This is a genomic window from Burkholderia sp. 567 (genome assembly GCF_040545115.1).
GTDB classification, from domain to species: Bacteria; Pseudomonadota; Gammaproteobacteria; order Burkholderiales; family Burkholderiaceae; genus Burkholderia; species Burkholderia ambifaria.
In genome coordinates this window covers 657,565-680,301 of record NZ_JBEPLG010000002.1, presented here as the reverse complement: position 1 = coordinate 680,301, position 22,737 = coordinate 657,565, and the positions used below count along the sequence as shown (strand labels likewise).

The window sequence follows — 22,737 nt, the reverse complement described above, 5'->3', positions numbered from 1 at the left end:
GAAGTCGGCGAGTCAGCGCACGGCGCCGGTGATGCGCGCCATGCTGCGCCGGTAGCCGGCCGGCGAGAACGTGGCGTTCAACGCGGCCGTCGACGCGATCACGCCGACGTGCAGCCACCACGCGATCGCGAAGCCGCCGCCCACGTCGCGCAGCCAGCCGATCAACCATGGGCTGGCGGCGACGATCACGAAGCCGACGCCCTGCACGAACGCGGCGAGCGCGCCCGCGAGCCGCGCGTCGGGCAGATGATCGAGCGTGACGATCAGGCTCATCGAGAAGAAGCCGCCGAGCCCGACGCCGACGCTCGTGACCCACAGCCACGGCGCGAACGCGGGCATCGTCGCGAAGCCGACGAAGCCGGCCGTCTGCAACGCGAGCGTGAGCCACAGCACGGCGCGGCGATCGTGCGAACGTTTCGCGAGCAGCGGCATCGCGAGCGCGCCGATCGCCTGGAACAGCGCCATCCACGCGAGCAGGTTGCCGCTCGCCTGCGGGCTCATGCCGACGCTGCGATAGAACGCGGGAAGCCACGCGACGAGGCTCGCATAGCCGCTGTTGCTGAGGCCGAAGAACAACGCGAGCTGCCACGCACGCGGAATCCGTGCGAACGCGGCGACGGGCGTCGATGCCGTCGCGATGTGCACCGCGTCGCGCGGCGCCTTCGCGCGCCACAGCGCGAGCGTGACGAGCGCGGGCACGGCCCACACGGCGAGTGACAGACGCCAGCCGCCATGCGCGGCGAGCCATGGGCTCGCGATCGCGCCGAACGCACCGCCGCCGACCAGCGCGGCCGAATAAAGCCCCATCGCGAGCGGCAGCCGGTCGACGAACCAGCGCTTGGCGAGGCCGGGTGCGAGCGACTGGATCACCGCGACGCCCGCGCCCGCGACGATCGCCGTGAGGACCAGCCCGGTGCTGCCGCCGGTCCACAGGCGTGCGGTGCAACCCGCGGCGATCAGCGCCAGCGCGACGCTCAGCGCGCGCTGCTCGCCGACGCGCCGCGCGAGCCCGACGCCGATGCCGGCGACGACGCCCATCAGCACGAACGGCAGCGTGGTCAGCAGCGCGGCCGCGCGGAAGCCGAGGCCGGTGTCGGCGCGCACGAGGTCGAGCACGGGGCCGAACGCGGTCAGGAAGGGACGCAGATTGAGGCCGGCCAGCACCAGCAGGGCGAGCGCGCCATAGGATACGGAAGCCGCGTGCGTGCGGGGAACGGCTTGCGCGGTGGCGGGGTCGGTCATCGAGATGCTCCGGAAGGGGCCGGTGGCCCTGTGATGCGATGCCGAAAGGGTAAAGGCGCGCTTGCCCCGCGGAAAATTAAATATTCGACTGGGTGTCAGTGCGGATCGTGATGGCACGGCGCGGTATGACGGGGGGGGATGAGCGAGGCCGGGGGATGGCGCTCGTTGCACGGGCGGCGCGGCGGGTTCGGTGCGATTCCGGGCGCACCTTCGACGCGCCGCTACGCGGCCGGCGCGTGCGGGTCGCGGACGTGTTCGCGAGCCTGTTCCCGGGCGGCGACGAGCGTCCGGATCCGCGCACGATCGGCCGGCGTCGCGGGCGTGAAGACCACGAGGCTCAGATCCGGGCGGCCGGTCACCGAGAACGCCGAGTATTCGAGTGCGATCCGGCCGGCCTGCGGATGACGAATCTCCTTCGTCCCTTCGTCATGCGAATGAATGTCGTGACTGCGCCACATCGCATCGAACTCGGCGCTCGCCGCGCGCATCTCGTCGACGAATGCCTGCACGGCCTGCGTCGCGCCACCGCGCGCGATGTCGGCGCGAAACGCGCCCACCGCGAATCGCGCGACGCGTTCCCAGTTCGGCTGCGCGTCACGCACCGCGGCATCGATGAAGATCAGCCGCAGGATGTTGCGCGCGGGCGGCGGCAGCGTCGCGTAGTCGGTCAGCGTGGCGGCGGCCGCGTCGTTCCACGCGACGACGTCCCACGTCGCCGTGCGCACGATCGCGGGGCTGGCGTCGAGCGAATCGAGCACATGCTGCAGGCGCGGCGTCACGTCGCGGCTCGCGTGATAGCGGACCTCGGGCGGATGACCGAGGCCGATCAGGAACAGGTGCTCGCGTTCGGCGTCGTTCAGCAGCAGCGCGCGGGCGAGCCGCTCGAGCACGTCGGCCGACGGTGCGCCGCCGCGCCCTTGTTCGAGCCACGTGTACCAGGCGGCGCTCACGTGCGCGCGCTGTGCGACTTCCTCGCGGCGCAGGCCCGGCGTGCGGCGGCGCGCGACGGGCAGCCCGAGCGCGGCCGGATCGAGTTTCTCGCGGCGGTCCCGAAGGTACGCGCCGAGCAGGTTGTCGGGTGCGTCAGCCATAGCCTGTTAGTTCGTTTACCGGTAAACCGTCACGTCTTCACCGTCCGCGACGCTCGACAGATAGTAAGCCTCTCATTCATCCGGAGGTGCTGAACATGCGTGTCTTTGTTACGGGAGCGTCGGGTTTCGTCGGCTCCGCGGTCGTCGCCGAACTCGTGGCCGCCGGGCATTCCGTACTCGGCCTCGCGCGTTCCGACGCGGCGGCTGCATCGGTCGCCGCCTTGGGCGCGGACGTGCATCGCGGGTCGCTGGAGGATATCGACAGCCTCACGCGCGGCGCGCAGGGCGTCGATGCGGTGATCCACACGGGATTCAATCACGACTTCTCGCGCTTCGCGGAAAACTGCGAACTCGACCGCCGCGCGATCGAAACGATCGGTGCGACGCTCGCCGGCTCGACGCGGCCGCTGATCGTCACGTCGGGCCTTGCGCTCGTCGCGCCGGGCCGCGCGGCGACCGAGGACGATCCGCACGTGCCGGTATCGGCCGGCTATCCACGAGCGTCCGAAGCAACCGCGGCCGCGCTGGCCACGCGCGGCGTGTGCGCGTCGGTCGTGCGCCTGCCGCCGTCCGTGCACGGCGACGGCGATCACGGCTTCGTGCCGCGCCTGATCGCGTTCGCGCGGGAGAAGGGCGCATCGGCGTATCTCGGCGACGGCGGCAACCGCTGGCCCGGCGTGCACCGGCTCGACGCGGCGCGCGTGTACCGGCTCGCGGTCGAGCGCGGTGCGCCGGCCGCGCGCTATCACGCGGTCGCCGAGACGGGCGTGCCGTTCCGCGAGATCGCGGAAGTGATCGGTCGCCGGCTGAACGTGCCGGTCGTGTCGAAATCGGCCGCGCAAGCCGACGAGCACTTCGGCTGGTTCGCGATGTTCGCGGGAATGGATGCGCCCGCAACGAGCGAGCGCACGCGCGCATGGCTCGACTGGGCGCCGACGCAGGTCGGGTTGCTGGCCGACATCGACCGGCCGCGGTATTTCGAAACCTGACGCGCGCATGCGGCGTGCCGTCGTTTTCGGTCGGCACGCCCGTCGCGCTCCTGCTCAGACGGTCACGACGATCTTCCCAACCTGCGTGCCGGCTTCCATGTACCGATGGGCTTGCGCGATGTCGTCGAACGCGAACGTGCGGTCGATCGACGGCTTCAGCGCGCCGGCCGCGAGCCCGTCGACGATGAAGCGCTTCGCGCGTTCGAGCCGCTGCGCGTCGCCGGTGATCTCGAACAGCTCGTAGCCGCGCAGCGTCAGGTGGCGCGCGAGCAGGTCCATCACCGGCACCGGGATGTCGCGCGTGTCGAGCGCGCCGTACTGGAAGAACGTGCCGTTCGTGCGCAGCGCGCGCAGCAGGTTCGCCGCGGCTGGGCCGCCGACCGGATCGAACGCGATGCGCGCGCCGCGGCCGCCCGTCAGTTCCGCGACCTGGTGCGGCAGGTCCGCCGGGCTGCCGGCGATCACGTGCGCGGCGCCCGCGTCGAGCAGCGCCTGGCGCTTCGCCGCGCTGCGCGTCAGCGCGATCGGCACCGCGCCGACGCGGTTCGCGACCTGGATCGCCGCGAGCCCGACGCTGCTCGACGCGGCGCCGATCAGCACTGCGTCGCCGTGCTCGAGGCCACCGAGTTCGATCAGCGCGCCCCATGCCGTGACGAACATCATCCACGTCGCGGCGGCTTCCACGAACGACAGGTTCTCCGGATGCCGGACGAGCGCATGCACGGGCACGTTGACCACGTCGCCGTACATCCCGTAGTCGGCGAACGAGAATGACGGCACGACGCTCACCGCGTCGCCGACGGCGAACGCCGTCACGTCCGGCCCGACGGCGGCGACCACGCCCGACGCCTCGTAGCCGAGCGACGCGGGAAAGCGCGGCTGGATCGTGTATTCGCCGCTGCGGAACATGACTTCCGCGCGGTTGATGCCGATCGCCTTCACGTGCAGCTGCACTTCGGCGGGGCCGGGCGCGGGGACGTCGACGGTATCGATCTGCAGCACGTCGGGGCCGCCGACACGATGGAAACGAATGACACGGGACATGGTGCACTCCTTCGATGAACGGGGTAGATGAAGGAGAACTGTAGGCGGGGGAGCGCGGCTGATAAACGCACGGCCTGATCATTGATTGTTATTTGACGAATAACAATAGGCGCCCGATTCGCGTGGCAGTCCGTCGATATTCGATGCGCTACGCTGATCGAGCGATTCGACATCGCATTGGGATACGAGCCCATCGCGCATCGATGTCGTGTCTCGAATCGAATCAAACGCCTTCATTGTTGCGCGATGTTGCGGCAACCGAGTGCCACGCAACAGCCTGACTGCCCGATCGTTCGTGATCGCAAGCAGCATCGGGCGCGAAATTGCTTTTCACCGCTTGCTGTCTATATTGGGATCAGTTCTTTTCGATGTGAGGAATAAAAACGATGACGACTCAATCGAATGTGCTCGAAAAATTCCGGCTGCGTGCGGCGCTCGACGGGGAGCGGCCGGCCGTGGTCTCGGCGCGCGAATGCGTGAGTTACGGGGAACTCGATCGGCGTAGCGATACGCTTGCGCGTGAATTGCGCGACCGGGGAATCGCGGGCGGCAGCCTGGTGCCGATCGAGGCAGCGCGCAACGCCGACTTCATCGTCGGCATCCTCGGCATTCTGAAGGCGGGCGCGACGTATGTGCCGATCGACGACCGCTATCCGGATGCGCGCAAGCGCTACATCCTGCAGCAATGCAACGCCGCGCTGGTGTTGACGACGGGCGCGACACGTCGGGACGCAGCCATCCGGTTCGCGGGCGTGGCGGACCTGTCCGCGGATCGGTCGGCGCGTGACGACGCGCGCCCGACGCACGATGCGGATGCACGGGACGCAGCGATTTACGTGATCTTCACGTCCGGTTCCACCGGTGCGCCGAAAGGCGTGATCGTCGAACATGCCGCCGTCGCGGCACTCGTCGATTGGCACAACGCGCGTTTTGCGATGCATGCCGAATGCCGCACGACATTGATGGCGGGTCTCGGTTTCGATGTATCGCAGTGGGAAATCTGGTCGACGCTCTGCGCGGGCGCAACGCTGTTTTTGCCCGATGACGAAACGCGCTTCGATCCCGATGCACTGGTCGGCTTCTTCGTTCGTCATCGGATCACGCATGCATACGTGCCCACCGCGATGGTCGCCGACGTGGTGGGTGTCGGGCAGCCTGCCGGCCTGATGCTGAAATATCTGTTCACGGCGGGCGAAAAGCTCGTCCCGATCGATACCGACAGGATCGATTACGCGGTGATCGATTACTACGGGCCGACCGAAGCGACGATCTTCGCGACGTGCCACGTCGTTCCGAGCGCGACGCTCGGCCGTCCCGAGTCGATCGGTTGGCCTGTCGGCGATACGGAGATCCTGATCCTGAACGACGCGCGCGAAGCGGTGACGGGAAGCAACACCGGCGAGATCTGCATCGGCGGGCCCGGGCTCGCCCGCGGCTATCTGGGTAACGCCGCGTTGACCCTCGCGAAGTTCCGTCCTCATCCGCTGCGGCCGGGCAGCACGATCTACCACACCGGCGACCGCGGCCGCCGGCTGGATGACGGCTCGATTCAGTTCCTCGGCCGAGTCGACGATCAGGTCAAGATCAGGGGCAATCTGGTCGAGCTGAGCGAGATTCACGCGGCGCTCATCCGATCCGGCGAGGTACGCAAGGCCGTGGTGCTGGCGTTGCCCAATGCGGCCGGAAGCGGGGTCGAACTCGTCGCGTTCGTCGTGCCGCATGATCCGGCCAAGCCGGCCGCGCATGTCGTCGATGCGCTCAGGGCGAGCGTCCGGCACGATTTGCCCGATTACATGTGGCCCGTCGGCCATGTGCTGCTCGACGATCTGCCGATGACGGCAAACGGCAAGACCGACCGAGCCGCGCTCGAACAGCGTTATCGCGCGGAACAGCGCGAGCGGACGGAGAAGGAGCCGTATGCGCCCGCCGAGCAAATCGTTGCAGACGCATTCATCGCATTGATCGGCCATGCATCATTTCGCAAGACCGACAGTTTTTTCGACATCGGCGGCAATTCGCTGCTGACGGCGAAACTCGCAAGGGCGCTGTCGGATGCCGCAGGTACGAAGATGCTGATCCGGGATGTTTACGAGCACCAGTCGGTGGCGGCGCTGGCGTGCGAAATCGAGCGGCGTGTCGGCGCCGCGGCGCTCGAGATCGAGCGCGAACCCGTCTATGCGCTGGATAACGATATTCGCGTGCCGGACGAGGCGGATTTCAGCCGCCCGTTCGACGATGCGTTGCTGGCGTGCCCGCACACGATCCTGCTGACGGGTGCCACGGGATTCGTCGGCGTTCACTTGCTGGCCGAACTGCTGGCGACGACGTCGGCGGTGGTGCATTGTCTGGTGCGCGCCGACGATGCCGCGGCGGGGCGCGCGCGGATCGACGAAAAGCTGCGCGCATACGACGTGAATGTCCGGCCGGACGCGCGCTCCCGCATCCGTGTGTGCGCAGGCGATATCACGCAGGCGCGCTTCGGCATGAACGAGCGCGACTACGCGGAGCTGGCGGACGAAATCGACATCGTTTACCACTCGGCCGGCGCAGTGAATTTCATTCAGCCGTATTCGTACATGAAGAAGATCAATGTGGACGGGCTGACGCAGATCCTCGCTTTCGCCGGGTGCCGGCGAACCAAGGCGCTGATTCTGCTGTCGACGATCTCGGTGTACAGCTGGGGACATCGTTTCACCGGCAAGACCGTGATGACCGAAGCCGACGACATCGATCAGAATCTGCCGGCGGTGCTCGAGGACATCGGCTATACGCGCAGCAAATGGGTGATGGAGAAGATGGCCGATCTGGCCGCGCAGCGCGGTCTGCCGCTGATGACGTTCCGGCTCGGCTACGCGACGTTTCATGGCGAGACCGGCGTCAGCGCCGATTATCAGTGGTGGGGGCGGCTGGTGAAGACCTGCATCGCGCTCGGTACCGTCCCCGATCTCGACGATCTGCGCGAAGGATTGACGAGCGTGGATTACATGACGAAAGCGCTCGCGAGGATTTCGCGTAATCCGGCGGCGCTCGGGCGCAAATTTAATCTGATCAATTCGCCCGAGACCAACATCACGCTCAAGGAGTTTTTCGCGCGGCTGGAGCGATACTTCGGCCTGCGGTTTCGCGTCGTTCCGTTCCGTGAATGGCTCGGCGCGTGGAAGACGGATATCGATGCACCGCTCTATCCGTTGTTGAGCCTCTTCGATGACAACATTCGCGATGGCATGAGTACTGCCGAGCTCTATCAGAACAACTACGTATGGGACTGCCGCAATGTAATCGAATTCCTCGAAGGCAGCGGGATCGAGCAGCCGGCATTTTCCCGCGAGCAGCTTGCGCGATACCTGGAGCGTTCGGTCGGTTATCGGGTGACGGGGTGACGCGCTCGCGCGTCATACCCGGCGGCGCTACGCCGGATACCGACGCGCGAACAATTCCGTGAGCCAGTCGATGAACACGCGCACCTTGTCGGGCAGGTGCGCGCGGTTCGGGTACATCACCGATACGGGCTTCGGCTCGGCCGGCACGCCGGGCAACAGCTCGATCAACTGGCCCGAATCGATGCTCGGCTGCAGCGCGGGCCGCAACGCGTGCACGATGCCGAGGCCGGCGAGCCCGCACGACAGCAGCGCTTCCGAGTTGTTCGTGAGGAGACTGCTCGGCAGCTTCACGTTGACGAGTTCGCCGTTCGCGCGGAACGTCCATTCGAGTATCTTGCGATTGGCGCCCGTGAAGAAATTGACCGCGCGGTGCGTGCGCAACTCGTCCAGCGTGCGCGGCAGTCCGTGGCGGACGACGTAGGCGGGCGATGCGCACGTGACCATCCGCACCGCGCCTACCGTCCGCGCGATCATGCTCGAATCCTTCAGCGTGCCGACCCGCACGACGCAGTCGATACCTTCGCCGATCAGATCGGCCGGCTGATCGCTCGCGCCGAGCACGAGCTCGATCTGCGGATAGCGCTGCTGGAATTCGGGCAGCGCGGGAATCACGAACGTCTTCGCGAGCGCGACGGCAATATCCAGCCGCAGCCGGCCCTTCGGCACGACGCGCTGCTTCGGGAACGACGCGAACGCATCGTCGATGCTGCCGAGCAGCTGCACGCAGCGCGCGTAGAACGCCTCGCCTTCGGCCGTCACGCTGACGCGCCGCGTGCTGCGGTTCAGCAGCCGGATGCCGAGTTCCTGTTCGAGCTGTTGCACGGCCTTCGTGACGGCCGGCCGATGCAGTTGCAGCGCATCGGCGGCCTGCGTGAAGTTGCCGCGTTCGACGATCTGTACGTAGATCTGCATCGTTTGCAGACGGTCCATGGCGCTTCCGGATGTCGTAGCGAACAGCCATCTTCGCACAGGGTTCCACACCGGTTCGGCGTGGCTGCGAGGCGGGCGACGCGCGCCCGCCGCCGCTCATTCGACCGGATGCAGGTCCTGCAGCAGCGTCGGCACGAGCTCCGACACGGTCGGGTGAATGTGCATTGCGCGGCTGATCGTCGTGTACGGCGCGCCGGCGGCCATCACGTCGAGCAGCGCGTGCACGACCTCGTCGCCCGTCACGCCGAGGATCGACGCGCCGAGAATCGCATGACTGTCCGCGTCGACGATCACCTTCATGAAACCCTGGCTCTCGCCTTTTTCGACCGCGCGGCCGACGCGCGTCATCGGCCGCGTGCCGACCAGCAGCCGACGGCCGGTCTGCTTCGCTTCCGCGAGCGTCATGCCGACGCGGCCGAGCGGCGGATCGACGTACATCGCGTACGCGGCGATGCGGTCGGACACCTTGCGCGGATCACTGTCGAGCAGGTTCGCCGCGACGATCTCGTAGTCGTTGTACGCGGTGTGCGTGAACGCGCCGCGCCCGTTGCAGTCGCCGAGCGCCCAGATGCCGGGCACGTTGGTGCGCAGTTGATCGTCGACCGTGATGTAGCCGCGCGAGTCGGTCGCGACACCGGCCTGGTCGAGCCCGAGGTCGCCGGTGTTCGGCACGCGGCCGACCGCGAGCAGCAGATGCGAGCCCGCGACCTCGCGACCGCCGCCCGCGCAGTCGAGGCCGACCACGATCCCGTCGCCGTCGCGCCGCGCATTCAGGCAGTTCGCATCGAGCTGCACGTCGATGCCTTCGTTCTCGAGAATCTCGCGCACGGCCTGCGACACGTCCTCGTCCTCGCGATGGATCAGGCGCGAGCCCTTCTCGACGATCGTGACCTTCGAGCCGAAGCGGCGGTACATCTGGCCGAATTCGAGCCCGACGTAGCTGCCGCCGATGATCACGAGATGCTCGGGCAGGAAGTCGACGTCCATCATCGTCGAGTTGGTCAGGTACGGCACCGAGTCGAGGCCCGGCATCTGCGGGATCTGCGCGCGCCCGCCGACGTTGATGAAGATGCGCTTGGCCTCGAGCAGTTCGTCGCCTACGCGCACTGCATCGGCGCGCTCGAAGCGGGCGTGGCCCTGAAACACGGTCGTGTTGTCGAGCCCGCGCACCCATTGCTCGACGCCGTGGTTCGAGCGGCCGGAGATCCGGTCCTTGCGCGCCTTCACGGCCTTCATGTCGACGCTGACGGGGCCGACCGACACGCCGTATTCTTCCGCGCGCCGCGCGAGCTGCGCGGCGTATGCGCTCGCGATCAGCGTCTTGGTCGGAATGCAGCCGGTGTTCACGCAGGTGCCGCCGAAGCGGCCGCGCTCGACGATCGCGACTTTCATGCCGGCGCCGGCGAGCCGCGCCGCGAGTGGCGGCCCGGCTTGCCCGGTGCCGATGACGATCGCGTCGAATTGTTGCGTCATGACGTCCTCCTGCGCGGGTTCAACGTGGGAAGGGCGGCGCGCAAGCCGCATGCCGCGCCGGCGCGCCCCTGAACGGCGACGAGCGCCTATGGTAGACCGGTTGGCGCGGGTGTGCGAGTTTGCATGGATGCGCGCGAGACGGAACATGCTTCATTCCCGGCCGGCTGGCGGCTTCCCGCCCCGTGGCAATGCGGCCGCGTGATGTGTCCCTGCATCGACCGCCCGCGGCCGGAAGGGGCGGGGCCGGCGCGGTGTCAACGCTTCGATCGAGCGGATCGCTTGCGGTCCGGCGCCGCGTTGGCTACGTCGACCGGAACGAACGGTGCCTCGAAGTGCTTGACGAGAAAGTCGATGAACGCGCGGGCCCGCGTCGATTCGTTGCGTTGCCCGGGATAGTAGACGAAGAGGTCGGCGGACGGCAGGACGACGTCGGGCAGCACGAGACGGAGTCGGCCGCTCTGGATGTATTTGGCGAGATCCCACTCCGAGCGGATCAGGATGCCGTGACCGTCCAGCGCCCAGCGCAGCACGATGTCGCCGTCGTTGCTGGACAGCGAGCCGCTTACCTTCAGCGCTTCGAGGTGATCCTCCTGCATGAAGCGCCACACGCCGAACGCATCGTCGTTCTGCGTGTGGATGATGCAGCGGTGATGCGCGAGATCCTCCTTGCACTGCGGCACGCCGTTGCGCTCGAGATACTTCGGCGACGCACACAGGAACCGGCGATTGCTCATCAGGCGGCGCGCCCTCAAGCGCTGGTCCGGCAACTCGCCGAACCGGATGGCCATGTCGAATGCGCCTTCGACGAGGTCGACCGGGCGATCGGTGACCACGAACTGGACATCGACGTTCGGATAGCGCTTCGCGAATTCCGACACCAGCGGTGCGATGGTCGTGCGCCCGAAACCGAGCGTCGCATTGATGCGCAGCCGCCCGTGCGGGTCGGCGGGCGTGCCCGCGATCGCGTCCTCCATCTCGCGCACCTGGTCGAGAATCTGCGTGGCGTACCGCGCGTACATCTCGCCTTCCGGCGTCAGGCTGACGCTGCGGGTGGTGCGGTTAACCAGCCGCTTGCCGAACCGGTCTTCGAGAATGCCGAGCCGCTTGGTTGCCGCGGGCGGCGTGATCCCGAGCGAGCGGGCCGCGCCCGACAGGCTCTTCAGTTTGGCGAGCTGGACGAAGAACTCGAAGTCGGACGTCGAATCAGTTCTCACTTTTGGTAAAAAATGAAATGAATTGAGGTGAATTATAGGGCGCTCTCCGCGGACTATGCTCGGTCTCGTTGCAGCAACGTGCATGCAATCGAGATACCCGCAAACGTGCCAGTCCAGGAGACGCCGCCATGAGAATCGTCGAGATTCGCGAACAAACCGTTCCGATCAGTTCCCCGATCCGCAACGCCTACATCGACTTCAGCAAGATGACGCTGAGCCTCGTCGCCGTGATCACCGACGTGATCCGCGACGGCAAGCCGGTCGTCGGCTACGGCTTCAATTCGAACGGCCGCTACGGCCAGGGCAAGCTCATGCGCGAGCGCTTCATCCCGCGCATTCTCGAAGCCGACCCCGGCGCGCTCGTCAACGATGCCGGCGACAACCTCGATCCGCACCGAATCTGGGCGACGATGTTCACGAACGAGAAGCCGGGCGGCCATGGCGAGCGCTCGGTCGCGATCGGCACGATCGACATGGCGGTGTGGGACGCGGTGGCCAAGATCGAAGGCAAGCCGTTGTTTCAGCTGCTGGCGGACCGCTACGGCGACGGCCGGCCCGACCGCAGGATCTTCGTCTATGCGGCGGGCGGCTACTACTATCCGGGCCAGGATCACGAGAAGCTGAAGGACGAGATGCGCAGCTACATCGACCGCGGTTACACGGTCGTGAAAAAGAAGATCGGCGGCGCATCGCTCGACGAAGACCTGCGGCGCATCGACGCGATCCTCAGCGTGCTCGGCGATGGCCAGAAGCTCGCCGTCGACGCCAACGGCCGCTTCGATCTCGACACCGCGATCCGCTATGCGAAGGCGCTGTCGCAATACGACCTGTTCTGGTACGAGGAACCGGGCGATCCGCTCGACTTCGAGCTGCAGGCGACGCTGCGCAATTACTACGACAAGCCGATGGCGACGGGCGAGGACCTGTTCTCGATGCAGGATGCCCGCAACCTGATCCGCTACGGCGGCATGCGCGCCGACCGCGACTGGCTGCAGTTCGACTGTGCGCTGAGCTACGGCCTCGTCGAGTATCTGCGCACGCTCGACATGCTGCGCCAGCACGGCTGGTCGCCGAGCCGCTGCATTCCGCACGGCGGTCACCAGATGTCGCTCAACATCGCGGCCGGCCTCGGCCTCGGCGGCAACGAGTCGTACCCGGACCTGTTCCAGCCGTACGGCGGCTTCCCCGACGGCGTGAAGGTCGACAACGGCTACATCACGATGCCGGACCTGCCGGGCATCGGCTTCGAAGGCAAGGCCGACCTGTACGCGCAAATGCGGAAGCTGTCCGCATAAGCGTTGTCGGCAGGTGCGCCGGACGCTCGACGGCGCACCGCATCACATTACAAAACAATCAATCGGGCAGGCGGAATCGGCGTTGGCGTTCCGCGCGATCGGCTGCATCGCCGGCACGCGTGCGCTTTCCGGAAACAGGACGCCATGCACAGGAGACAGTCATGCTGGCATCACGCATTCGCAGAACGCTTTCCAAACTCTACGTCCAGGTCCTGATCGGCATCGTCGCCGGCATCCTCGTCGGGCACTTCTACCCCGATATCGGCGCCCAACTCAAGCCGCTCGGCGACCTGTTCATCAAGCTGATCCGGATGTTGCTCGCGCCGATCATCTTCGCGTCGGTCGTGGTCGGCATCGCGCGCATGACCGATCTTCACGAAGCCGGCCGGGTGGGCGTCAAGGCCGTGCTGTATTTCGAAGCCGCGTCCACTGTCGCGCTCGTGGTCGGAATGGCGGTCGTCAACCTGGTCCGGCCGGGCAGCGGGATGAATGTCGATCCGGCGAAGATCGACGGTGCCGCAATCGCCAGCTACACGCACGCGGCGCAGCATCACGGCACGCTCGACTTCCTGATGAGCATCGTGCCGGGCAGTGTCGTCGGCGCCTTCGCGAACGGCGAGATACTGCCGATCATCTTCTTCTCGGTCATCTTCGCGGTCGCGCTCGCGAAACTCGGCCCGAGGACCGCGCCGCTCGTGGACATGCTGGACATGTTCCTGCAAGGGATGTTCGGGGTCGTGCGCATCGTGATGCATGTGGCGCCCGCCGGCGCATTCGGCGGGATGGCGTTCACCATCGCCAGATACGGGATCGGCACGCTCGCACAGTTCGGACAACTGATGCTGTGCCTGTACGTCACGTCGATCCTGTTCGTCGTCGTGGCGCTCGGCCTGGTCATGCGCGTGTGCGGGTTGTCGCTGTGGCAATACCTGCGTTATATCCGCGACGAGATCCTGATCACGCTCGGCACGGCATCGACGGAAGCCGTGCTGCCGCAGATGCTGCTCAAGATGGAGCGAATGGGTTGCTCGCGGCCGGTCGTCGGGATGGTGCTGCCCACCGGCTATACCTTCAATGCCGACGGCACCGCGATCTACCTGACGATGGCGTCGCTGTTCATCGCGCAGGCATTCAACATCCACCTGTCGATCTGGGACCAGCTTCTGCTGCTCGGCGTGCTGCTGCTGACGTCGAAGGGCTCGGCGGGTGTCGCGGGCGCGGGTTTCGTCGCGCTGGCCGCAACCTTGTCGACCATGCATCAGATGCCCGTATCGGGCCTGGTCCTGCTGCTCGGCGTCGATCGCTTCCTGAACGAGGCGCGCGCCGTCACGAACCTGATCGGCAACGGCGTGGCGACGGTCGTGGTGGCACGCTGGGAAGGGGCGCTGGACCTCGACAAGGCCCGGGCCGTTCTCGATCGTCGCGCCGGGGCGGAGTCGCTCGTCGCGGACGAGCACGACGCGGGACCGCCGGCGCCGCAGCGGCACACGCAGGCGAGCGCGCCGGGCATGCAATCGAATGTGCGCTAGTCGCGGCGTGTCAGGAACACGGACATGCGCATGACGAAACCCGCGCATGCTCGCCGCGCGGGTTTCATTCCTTGCGCCGCCACTGGCTGAACGACACCGGCTTGCGCGCATCGGCCCGCACCACGCTGACGATGTCGGGCTTGCCAGGATCGACCGGAAACGATTCGGTGTGGATCTGGCTGGAAAACACCCATTCGTGCGTGCGCGGGACGTAGTGGAACGTCACGTAGTCGCTCCAGTGCTGTCCGCATGCGACGTCGTTCTGCACCGTGAAATAGCGTCCCTTCACGGCGATCCCGCCGTCGGCGGCGGATTCCGGATCGAACGGGTCGCACTGCAGCGCGTCGTTCGCGCGCAGCACGACGTCGTCGTTGCGCGCGGCGAGCCGATAGGTGTGGTCGGCCTGTTCCTCATAGATCAGGAGCGGGCGCGGCGACGGCTGCTCGCGTGTGTCGGTCGCGCGATGCACGACGACCAGCAGGCTGCGCCGGCCGTTGCCGAGTGCCGGGCCGGGCTGCGCGACGAACGGCTGATAGCCGGCCGGCAATTGCGCGGCGATCGACGGCGGCAGCGGCGGCGCTGCCTGCGCATGGCAGCACCACGCGGCGAACAGCGGAACGAGGAGGGCTCGACGAACCGTCGCGCCCGGCGCGCGCATCGTGCTCCTCACAGATCCCGCCCGAGAAACGCGGTGCCGGGCACCGGATTGGACGCAACGGGCGGCGCGGGCGTGAAGCCGAGCGAACCATACAGTTGCCTTGCGGCGGCGAATTCGGGCAGCTCGATCATGGCGGGTGGTGCGGGATGGCGGGAACGGCAGCCAGCATAGCAGCGCGCCGGTGCTTTCGGCGGCTCGCGAAGCGTGCCAGAATCAGCGACTTCACCGTCGGAATCGACACGATACCGACACGCAGGCGCCGGCGCTTCGGCGTCGCTGATCAAGGAGACTTCGATGACTGCATCGGCTGCCGTACTCGCCATTCTGGCCGCGCTGTGGCTCGGCGCGATGATTCCGGGCCCGAGTTTCGTGCTGGTCGCCCGCAATTCGATCGGGCTGTCGCGCCGCGACGGGCTCGCTACCGCGCTCGGCATGGGCGTCGGCGGGATCGCGTTCGGCGGCGTCGCGCTGGCCGGGCTCTACACGCTGCTGCAGACGGTCGAATGGCTGTACGTGGGCCTCAAGGTGGCGGGCGGCGCGTACCTGATCTACATGGCGTCGAAGATCTGGCGCGGCGCCGAGCGGCCGATCGCGATGGACGACCCGCAGGCAGCCGTCACCGGCAGCGCGCGCAAGTCGTTCTGGATCGGCCTCACGACCCAGCTGAGCAACCCGAAGACGGCGATCTGGTATGGCAGCATCTTCGCGGCGCTGTTGCCGCAGCATCCGCCGCTGTGGTGCTACCTGGCGCTGCCGCCGCTCGTGTTCGGCGTCGAGTGCGGCTGGTACACGATCGTCGCGCTGTGCTTCTCGACCCGCCGGCCGCGCGAGCTTTACCTGCGCGCGAAGAAGTGGGTCGACCGCGTCGCGGCCGGTGCGATCACGTTGCTCGGGCTGCGGCTGATCCTGAACGCGCCGAAGGTCGGGATCTGACGACGGGCGGTGTCGCCGTGGCGCCCCGCCGTTTTTATTCCCGTCAAGCAGGCCGCCACGGCCGGCCATGCCGGCGGGCGCTGGGCCAGCCGTTCCATCCGACGCGCGCAAGCGCGCGTCACGCCGCCGGAAACCGCTCGATCAGCGCCGCGAACCGCGCTTCATCCGGAAACGCCGTCACTTCATACCGCACTGGCCGGTGCGCGGTGGCCGTCATCAGGTCGCCGCATGCGTCCCGCAGCGCGGCCATCGGCACGTGGGCCGACTGCCGCGTCGCTTCCCGGTACAGCACGACGATGTCCGTCTCGGGCAGCAGCGTCGGCACGCCGTCGCTCCACACGCTGACGCTGAACAGCTCGCCGTTCTGCCGCCGGTACACGGTGTAGGTCGCGACGAAGATGTCGGTGCCGTCGCGCTTGTGCAACTCGTCGAGCAGTGCCCGCTGATCCTGGTAGTCGCCGGCGAGTTCGTCCACGCGCAGCGCATGCAGCTTCGCTTCCAGTCCTTGCGGAACGAAGTTCCGCCACGCGGCGCCGTCCCAGCGCAGCATCAGCGACGGCAGCGGGCGCGGCTGCGCGCGCGCCTGTTCGGCGAGTTCGACCATCGTCGCGAGCCCGGCCGCATTGCGGTCGCCGGTGAGCAGCAGCACCGTCCGGTTCGGCGCCATCACCACCGGCGCGCCGGAGATCGGCTGGCGGTGCAGCAGGTCGGTCAGCAGCAGGCGCGCCGCGTCGTAGTAGTCGCCGAACTGCGACAGGAACACGCCGTCGCGCAACGCGGCCCACGGCGCCGACGACATGCCGCGCAGGTTGTCGATCGCGACGTCGCAGGCGTCGTCGAAGGTGACGCCCCATTCGGCGAGCCGCGCGGTCGTCAGCCGCGCGACGCTGAATTCGCCGTCGTACGCGATGCCGATCTCGAGGTTCTCGCACAGCGGCCGGAACGCGACCTCCGACGCGCCGGGCTGTCCGGCGAGCTGCAGCGCGACCGCGCCGCGCTCGGTCGCGCTGCGGATCACGGGGCGCAGCCGCGGGCGCACGTCCGCGAAGTTCGACGGGATCTCGTGCTGCAGCATCGCGTTCGCCTGGCGCTTGAGCGTCGCTTCGCGCTCGGCCGGCTTCGCGCCCGCGTAATCGCGGAACAGGTTGTGCAGGTTGATGATGTTCGACGGGACATCCGCTTGCACGAGACGGCCCTTGTCGTCCTCGTGAAGCCACTCGCGCGTGTCGCCGGTCGCCCGCAGCGCGGCGATCAGGCGTTCGGCGAAGTCCTGCCGGGTCGGCGGTTTGCTGAAACGCTCGCGCAGGCGCGCGACGAAGTCTGAAAGCATCGTGAGCGGTCGGGCGGGCCCGTCTGTTATTGGTTCTGTTGTCATGGGCGGCGGCACCCGTCTCGCCGGGGGCGCCGACTGCGGCCCGCGGATATCGGCCGGATATCCGTCACGCGTCCGGCGGCCCGCGCGCCGGGTGCATCGCGGCGCGGGCCCGCAGCGGGCGCGATCGCGCGGCGGGTGTCGCGATGGTACCGCACCTGCGTGGCGAAATAGTAGGCCGGTGAAGATCGGCGCCCGCCGGGCCGGGCGCCGAAGTCGCGCGCATGGTGGTGGCCGAAGGCTGCAAGGCGGTGTTGGTGGACGTCGATGAGGATGCCGGCGCGAGGCTCGCGCACGAACTCGGCGGGCGGCCGGGCACGTCGCCAGGGCCGGGCCCACTGTCCGCCAACCCGCCGATCTGCCCGCGAGCCTTGTGCGGCGGGCGTTAGCGCCGGTTGCACGGCATCCCGGGCCGGCGCGCTTCCCCGATTCTGGCGGTCGACCTGCCGCCGACGTGTAAACTGCTGCCTTTTTGACGGTTTGCAGCATGGTGCAAGCTCCTCCGCGCCCGGCACTGAGCGGCCCGACGCTCGTCCGGCTGCTCGCGCGCCTCACCGATGCCGACGTCGCGGAATCCCGGCAGCCGCTGTCTGACCGCCTGAGCCAGTGGCTCGGCTGGACCGACGCGATCACGCTGTCGTCCGCGCTGAATGCGACCCCGCCCGGCGTCGCGGCCGGCGTGCGCGGTTACGACGCCGAGCGCGACGGCGCGCGCGTGCGCCACGACCTCGCGCAGGCGATCACGGCCGCCCACCGCCCACGCACGCGGCGACGCCCCGGCGAGATGCCGCCGCCGCCCGCCGACACGGCCGATTTCGCGGACTTCCGCCAGAGCTGTCTGTCCCTGCAGCAGGAGATGGAGACCGCGATCGGCCAGTTGCGCGGCCGCCTGCGGGTCGCGCTCGCCGCGCGTTCGTCCGGGATGGCGCGGCTCGCGGCGCTCGACGCGATCATGGAGCGCGTGCTCGGCGCGCGCGAGCGCAGCCTGCTGTCCGCCGTGCCCGCGCTGCTCGGCACGCGCTTCGAGCGGCTGCGCGACGCGGAACGGCAGGCGCTGGCCGATGCGCAAGCGGCCGCCGATGCCGGCGCCGACGGCGACGCGCCTTCCGCCGCGGCAATCGTGTCCGGCACGTGGCTCGATACGTTCCGCGACGAGATGAAAAGCATCCTGCTCGCCGAACTCGAAGTCCGGTTTCAAACGGTGGACGGGCTGCTCGCAGCCCTTCGTACCTGCTAATCCCTACGCTATGTCCAGAATTCGTCTTGATCTCGTTGTCTTCATCGCCGGTCTGCTCGCAGTCTGCTGGATCGGCGTCGGCTATGTCGCGTCGAACCCGCTCGCGGCGGCCGTCACGCTGCTGATCGGCGCGTGCTACGTCGCCGGTGCGTGGGAACTGCTGCGCTACCGGCAGGCGACCGCCACGTTGTCGCGTGCGGTGGCCGGCCTGACTCAACCGCCGGCGACCCTCGACACGTGGCTCGATACGCTGCACCCGGGCCTGCGCGGCGCGGTGCGTGCGCGGGTCGAAGGCGCGCGCGTCGCGCTGCCGGGTCCGTCGCTGACGCCGTATCTCGTCGGCCTGCTGGTGCTGCTCGGCATGCTCGGCACGCTGCTCGGGATGGTCGTGACGCTGAAGGGCACGGGCGCCGCGCTCGAAAGCGCGACCGACCTCGACGCGATCCGCGCGTCGCTGATCGCGCCGGTGAAGGGCCTCGGCTTCGCGTTCGGCACGTCGATCGCGGGTGTCGCGACGTCCGCGATGCTCGGCTTGCTGTCCGCGCTCGTGCGCCGCGAACGTGTCGACGCGGGCCAGCAGCTCGACGCGAAGATCGCGACGACGTTGCGCGTGCATTCGTCCGCGCATCAGCGCGACGAATCGTTCCGGCTGCTGCAGCGCCAGGCCGACGTGATGCCGGCGCTGGTCGACCGGTTGCAGACGATGATGACGACGCTCGAGGCGCGCAGCGTCGCGCTGCACGATCGCCAGATCGAAAGCCAGCAGGCGTTCTTCGATCGCACCGAGCGCGCGTATGCCGGTTTGGCGTCGAACGTCGGCGACGCGCTGAAGGAAAGCGCCGCCGAAAGCGCGCGCGTGGCCGGTGCCGCGCTGCAGCCGGTCGTCGCGGCGACGATGACGGGCCTCGCGCAGGAGATGGCCGCACTGCGCGACACGGTGACGGGCGCCGTGCAGCGTCAGCTCGACGGGCTGACGGACGGTTTCGAGAAGACGACTGAAAACGTGACGGCCGTATGGAACCGCGCGCTCGACGAGCAGCGCCGCACGGGCGACGCCGTCGCAACGCAGCTGCAGACGACGCTCGGCCAGTTCACCGACACCTTCGCGCAGCGTTCGACGGACCTGCTCGACGGTGTCGCGACGCGCCTCGAATCGACCGAAAGCCGCCTGTCCGACGCGTGGCGCGACGCGCTCGCGCGTCAGGAGCAAGTCGGCGAGACGCTGGCCGGCCAGCATGCGAAGGCACTGGGCGACGCCGCCGCGACGTTCGAGCGGCATTCGGGCGCGGTGCTCGCCGCGATGCGCGAGTCGCACACGGGGTTGCAGACGCAACTGGCCGCGCGCGACGAGGAACGGCTGTCGGCATGGAATGCTTCGCTGACCGCGATGGCGACGAAGCTCGGCGACGAGTGGCAGCGCGCGGGCGCGCACAGCGCGGGCCGTCAGCAGGAGATCTGCGACGCACTCGCGCAAACGACGCGCGATCTGACCGCGCAAGCGGCGACGTTCGAACAACGCTCGAACGATCTGCTGTCGACGATGCGCGATTCGCACTCGGGCTTGCAATCGCAACTGGCCGCCCGTGACGAGGAACGTCTCGCGACGTGGAGTGCTTCGCTCACGGAGATGGCGACGAAGCTTGGCGACGAATGGCAGCGAGCCGGCGTGCACAGCGCCGGCCGTCAGCAGGAGATCTGCGACGCGCTTGCGCAAACGACGCGCGATCTCACCACTCAGGCAGCCACGTTCGAACAACGCTCGAACGTGCTGCTGTCGACGATCCGCGAATCGCACTCGGGCCTGCAAACGCAACTGGCCGCGCGCGACGAAGAACGTCTGGCGACGTGGAGTGCTTCGCTCACGGAGATGGCGACGAAACTCGGCGACGAGTGGCAGCGGGCAGGCGTGCACAGCGCGGGCCGTCAGCAGGAAATCTGCGACGCGCTTGCGCAAACGACGCGCGATCTCGCCACACAGGCAGCAACGTTCGAACAACGCTCGAACGAGCTGCTGTCGACGATCCGCGATTCGCACTCGGGCCTGCAAACGCAATTGGCCGCGCGCGACGAAGAACGCCTGGCGACGTGGAATGCTTCGCTCACGGAGATGGCGACGAAACTCCGCGACGAATGGCAGCGCGCCAGCGTGCACAGCGCGGGCCGTCAGCAGGAAATCTGCGACGCGCTTGCGCAAACGACGCGCGATCTGACCACTCAGGCGGCAACGTTCGAACAACGCTCGAACGACCTGCTGTTGACGATCCGCGATTCGCACACGAGCCTGCAAGCGCAACTGGCCGCGCGCGACGAAGAACGCCTGTCGGCCTGGAACGACTCGCTCGCCGCGATGGCCGCCGCGCTGCGCGACGAATGGGCGCGCACGAGCGAACAGGCCGCGACGCGCCAGCAGGACATCTGCGACACGCTGACCCGCACCGCGAACGACATCACCGCGCAGGCGCAGGTGCACGCGAGCGACACGATCAACGAAATCTCGCGCCTCGTGCAGGCCGCGTCGGAAGCGCCGAAGGCCGCGGCCGACGTCGTCGCCGAGCTGCGCCAGCGCCTGTCCGACAGCATGGTGCGCGACACCGCGATGCTCGAGGAGCGCAGCCGCCTGCTCGCGACGCTCGAAACGCTGCTCGGCGCGGTCAATCACGCGTCCACCGAACAGCGCACCGCGATCGACGCGCTCGTCAGCACGTCGGCCGACCTGCTCGATCGCGTCGGCGCACGCTTCAACGATACGGTCGATGCCGAAACGCGCAAGCTCGATGCGGTGGCCGCGCAGGTCACGGCGGGCGCCGTCGAGGTCGCGAGCCTCGGCGATGCATTCGGTGCGGCCGTGCAGATCTTCGGCGAATCGAACGACAAGCTGCTGAACCACCTGCAGCGCATCGAGGCCGCGCTCGAGAAGTCGCTCGCGCGCAGCGACGAGCAGCTCGAGTACTACGTCGCGCAGGCGCGCGAGGTGATCGACCTGAGCATGATGTCGCAGAAGCAGATCGTCGAAGATCTCCAGCAGATCGCCGGTCGGCGCGCATCGGTCGGAGCGTGACGCATGCATGACGAAATCGACGACGGCGCGCCTTCCGCGCCGGTGTGGCCCGCGTTCGCCGACCTGATGTCGGTGCTGCTCGGCGCGTTCGTGCTGATTCTCGTCGGCGTGATCGGCATGCAGTTGCAGCTCACGTCGAAGCTCGAGGAAGCCGTGCGGGCGCGCCAGCAGGAGGCGCAGCAGCGCAAGTCGCTCGAACAGGCGCTCGCCGGGCCGCTCGCGGCCGGCCGCGTGACGCTCGTGAACGGCCGCATCGGCATCAGCGGCGCCGTGCTGTTCGCACTGAACTCCGACCAGTTGCAGCCCGAGGGCCGCGATCTGCTGAAGACGCTGGCCGGGCCGCTGGCCGCCTATCTGACGACGCGCGACGAGATCCTGATGATCAGCGGCTTCGCCGACGACCAGCAGGTGCGTGCCGGCAACCGCCAGTTCGCGGACAACTGGGAGCTGTCGGCCAAGCGCGCGCTCACGGTCACGCGGGCACTGATCGACGCCGGCGTGCCGGCGCGGTCGGTGTTCGCGGCCGCGTTCGGTTCCGAGCAGCCGGTCAGCTCGAATGCGGACGACGAAGGCCGCGCGAAGAACCGTCGCGTTGAGATCGCACCGGTGCCGCGCAAGTCCGCATCGAACGGAGGGAAGCCGAAGTGACGGACGACGCGACCCACGTGCGCGCAACGCTCGACGCGTGGCGCGAGCAGGGCGCCGACCGGCTCGATCCGGTGCGCTTCCATCGGCTCGACGCGCTCGAGAAGCGCGCGGCCGCGTTCGACGGCGACGCGCGCGCGTTGCTCGATGCGCGGCTCGCGACGCTGCTGGAAGGGTTTGCGCAGATCGTCGCGCGCGCTGGTGAAGCGGCAGCCGCGAGCGAGCCGCCGCAAGCAAGCGCGCAGGCGCCTGCACGCAGCGCGCTCGGCGGGCTTGTCGAGCAGCTCGCGCGCGATGCGCAGGCCGACCGGCGCGGTGTCGATCCCGAGCTGATCGACTACTTCCGCACGATGTGGTCGAAGGTCCGGACCGAACAGCAGTATCGCCAGTCGCTCGACCAGGTGCCGCGCAACGCGGGGCCGCTCAATTCGAACAGCCTCGTGCATCGGTCGCTCGCGACGATGCGCGAGCTGTCGCCGGAATATCTGCAGCAATTCCTGTCGTATATCGACGCGCTCGCGTGGCTCGAGGATCTGGCCGGCGGCGGCGCGCAGCCGGAGAAGGAAGCGCCGCGCGCGAAGGCCGCGAAGCCGGCTAAACCGGCGACGAAACCGGCGAGGAAGACCACGCGCACCAAGGCGCGATAA

General features: G+C 68.1%; 17 protein-coding genes and 1 pseudogene. 9 read left to right on the top strand and 9 right to left on the bottom strand.

What is annotated here, in order from left to right; translation table 11 throughout:
* Positions 1-12 precede the first annotated feature (12 nt).
* Both ABIC50_RS08505 and ABIC50_RS08500 read right to left on the bottom strand, forming a co-directional pair.
* Positions 13-1,242, bottom strand: a complete 1,230-nt coding sequence (locus tag ABIC50_RS08505) for a cyanate transporter (protein WP_354163077.1) — start codon at positions 1,240-1,242, stop codon at positions 13-15.
* A gap of 221 nt (positions 1,243-1,463) precedes the next feature.
* Entirely contained in the window at positions 1,464-2,333 is an 870-nt protein-coding gene (locus tag ABIC50_RS08500) for a helix-turn-helix transcriptional regulator (protein ID WP_354163074.1), read from the bottom strand.
* Between the two features lie 95 nt (positions 2,334-2,428).
* Between ABIC50_RS08500 and ABIC50_RS08495 the strand changes: the two genes are divergently transcribed.
* On the top strand, positions 2,429-3,322 hold the full coding sequence (locus ABIC50_RS08495) for an SDR family oxidoreductase (RefSeq protein WP_354163071.1): 894 nt from the start codon (positions 2,429-2,431) through the stop codon (positions 3,320-3,322).
* 54 nt (positions 3,323-3,376) lie between these two features.
* Here the strand turns inward: ABIC50_RS08495 and ABIC50_RS08490 are convergent, their stop codons facing one another.
* On the bottom strand, positions 3,377-4,366 hold the full coding sequence (locus ABIC50_RS08490) for a zinc-dependent alcohol dehydrogenase family protein (protein WP_354163068.1): 990 nt from the start codon (positions 4,364-4,366) through the stop codon (positions 3,377-3,379).
* Positions 4,367-4,752: 386 nt separating this feature from the next.
* Between ABIC50_RS08490 and ABIC50_RS08485 the strand changes: the two genes are divergently transcribed.
* Positions 4,753-7,746: an amino acid adenylation domain-containing protein gene (locus tag ABIC50_RS08485; RefSeq protein WP_354163065.1), complete on the top strand. Its 2,994-nt coding sequence runs from the start codon at positions 4,753-4,755 to the stop codon at positions 7,744-7,746.
* Between the two features lie 27 nt (positions 7,747-7,773).
* Here ABIC50_RS08485 and ABIC50_RS08480 read toward each other — a convergent pair whose 3' ends face one another.
* The 3 genes from ABIC50_RS08480 to ABIC50_RS08470 all read right to left on the bottom strand — a co-directional run bounded on the left by ABIC50_RS08480 (position 7,774) and on the right by ABIC50_RS08470 (position 11,363).
* Complete coding sequence (locus ABIC50_RS08480; RefSeq protein WP_354163062.1) at positions 7,774-8,676, bottom strand: LysR family transcriptional regulator; 903 nt, start codon at positions 8,674-8,676, stop codon at positions 7,774-7,776.
* A 96-nt stretch (positions 8,677-8,772) separates the two neighbouring features.
* Positions 8,773-10,149 (bottom strand): FAD-containing oxidoreductase, encoded by a 1,377-nt coding sequence (locus tag ABIC50_RS08475; protein ID WP_105829962.1) that lies wholly within the window; start codon positions 10,147-10,149, stop codon positions 8,773-8,775.
* A 254-nt stretch (positions 10,150-10,403) separates the two neighbouring features.
* A complete protein-coding gene (locus ABIC50_RS08470; protein WP_041491595.1) occupies positions 10,404-11,363 on the bottom strand; it encodes a LysR family transcriptional regulator in 960 nt (319 codons plus the stop codon).
* 128 nt (positions 11,364-11,491) lie between these two features.
* Here ABIC50_RS08470 and ABIC50_RS08465 point away from each other — a divergent pair, with 128 nt between their 5' ends.
* Both ABIC50_RS08465 and dctA read left to right on the top strand, forming a co-directional pair.
* Positions 11,492-12,658 (top strand): mandelate racemase/muconate lactonizing enzyme family protein, encoded by a 1,167-nt coding sequence (locus tag ABIC50_RS08465; protein ID WP_175726891.1) that lies wholly within the window; start codon positions 11,492-11,494, stop codon positions 12,656-12,658.
* Between the two features lie 161 nt (positions 12,659-12,819).
* Positions 12,820-14,187, top strand: coding sequence for a C4-dicarboxylate transporter DctA (gene dctA, locus ABIC50_RS08460; protein ID WP_354163059.1), 1,368 nt, complete (start codon positions 12,820-12,822; stop codon positions 14,185-14,187).
* A gap of 64 nt (positions 14,188-14,251) precedes the next feature.
* On the opposite strand, the gene ABIC50_RS08455 is transcribed toward dctA, so the two are convergent.
* Both ABIC50_RS08455 and ABIC50_RS08450 read right to left on the bottom strand, forming a co-directional pair.
* Positions 14,252-14,845: a hypothetical protein gene (locus tag ABIC50_RS08455; protein ID WP_354163056.1), complete on the bottom strand. Its 594-nt coding sequence runs from the start codon at positions 14,843-14,845 to the stop codon at positions 14,252-14,254.
* 8 nt (positions 14,846-14,853) lie between these two features.
* A pseudogene (locus ABIC50_RS08450) lies at positions 14,854-14,967 on the bottom strand (GCN5 family acetyltransferase); the annotation flags it as partial.
* A 172-nt stretch (positions 14,968-15,139) separates the two neighbouring features.
* Here ABIC50_RS08450 and ABIC50_RS08445 point away from each other — a divergent pair.
* On the top strand, positions 15,140-15,778 hold the full coding sequence (locus ABIC50_RS08445; protein WP_175673703.1) for a LysE family translocator: 639 nt from the start codon (positions 15,140-15,142) through the stop codon (positions 15,776-15,778).
* 118 nt (positions 15,779-15,896) lie between these two features.
* Here ABIC50_RS08445 and ABIC50_RS08440 read toward each other — a convergent pair whose 3' ends face one another.
* Positions 15,897-17,108, bottom strand: a complete 1,212-nt coding sequence (locus tag ABIC50_RS08440) for a DUF1444 domain-containing protein (RefSeq protein ID WP_354163053.1) — start codon at positions 17,106-17,108, stop codon at positions 15,897-15,899.
* Between the two features lie 529 nt (positions 17,109-17,637).
* Here ABIC50_RS08440 and ABIC50_RS08430 point away from each other — a divergent pair.
* Genes ABIC50_RS08430 through ABIC50_RS08415 form a run of 4 tightly spaced genes read left to right on the top strand, consistent with a single transcriptional unit; the run spans position 17,638 to position 22,737 of the window.
* Positions 17,638-18,387, top strand: a complete 750-nt coding sequence (locus tag ABIC50_RS08430; RefSeq protein ID WP_354163050.1) for a DUF3348 domain-containing protein — start codon at positions 17,638-17,640, stop codon at positions 18,385-18,387.
* 10 nt (positions 18,388-18,397) lie between these two features.
* Complete coding sequence (locus ABIC50_RS08425) at positions 18,398-21,445, top strand: DUF802 domain-containing protein (protein WP_354163047.1); 3,048 nt, start codon at positions 18,398-18,400, stop codon at positions 21,443-21,445.
* Positions 21,446-21,448: 3 nt separating this feature from the next.
* Entirely contained in the window at positions 21,449-22,093 is a 645-nt protein-coding gene (locus ABIC50_RS08420; RefSeq protein WP_165752555.1) for an OmpA family protein, read from the top strand.
* Positions 22,090-22,737, top strand: a complete 648-nt coding sequence (locus ABIC50_RS08415; RefSeq protein WP_354163044.1) for a DUF2894 domain-containing protein — start codon at positions 22,090-22,092, stop codon at positions 22,735-22,737. The genes ABIC50_RS08420 and ABIC50_RS08415 overlap by 4 nt, the downstream gene beginning before the upstream one ends.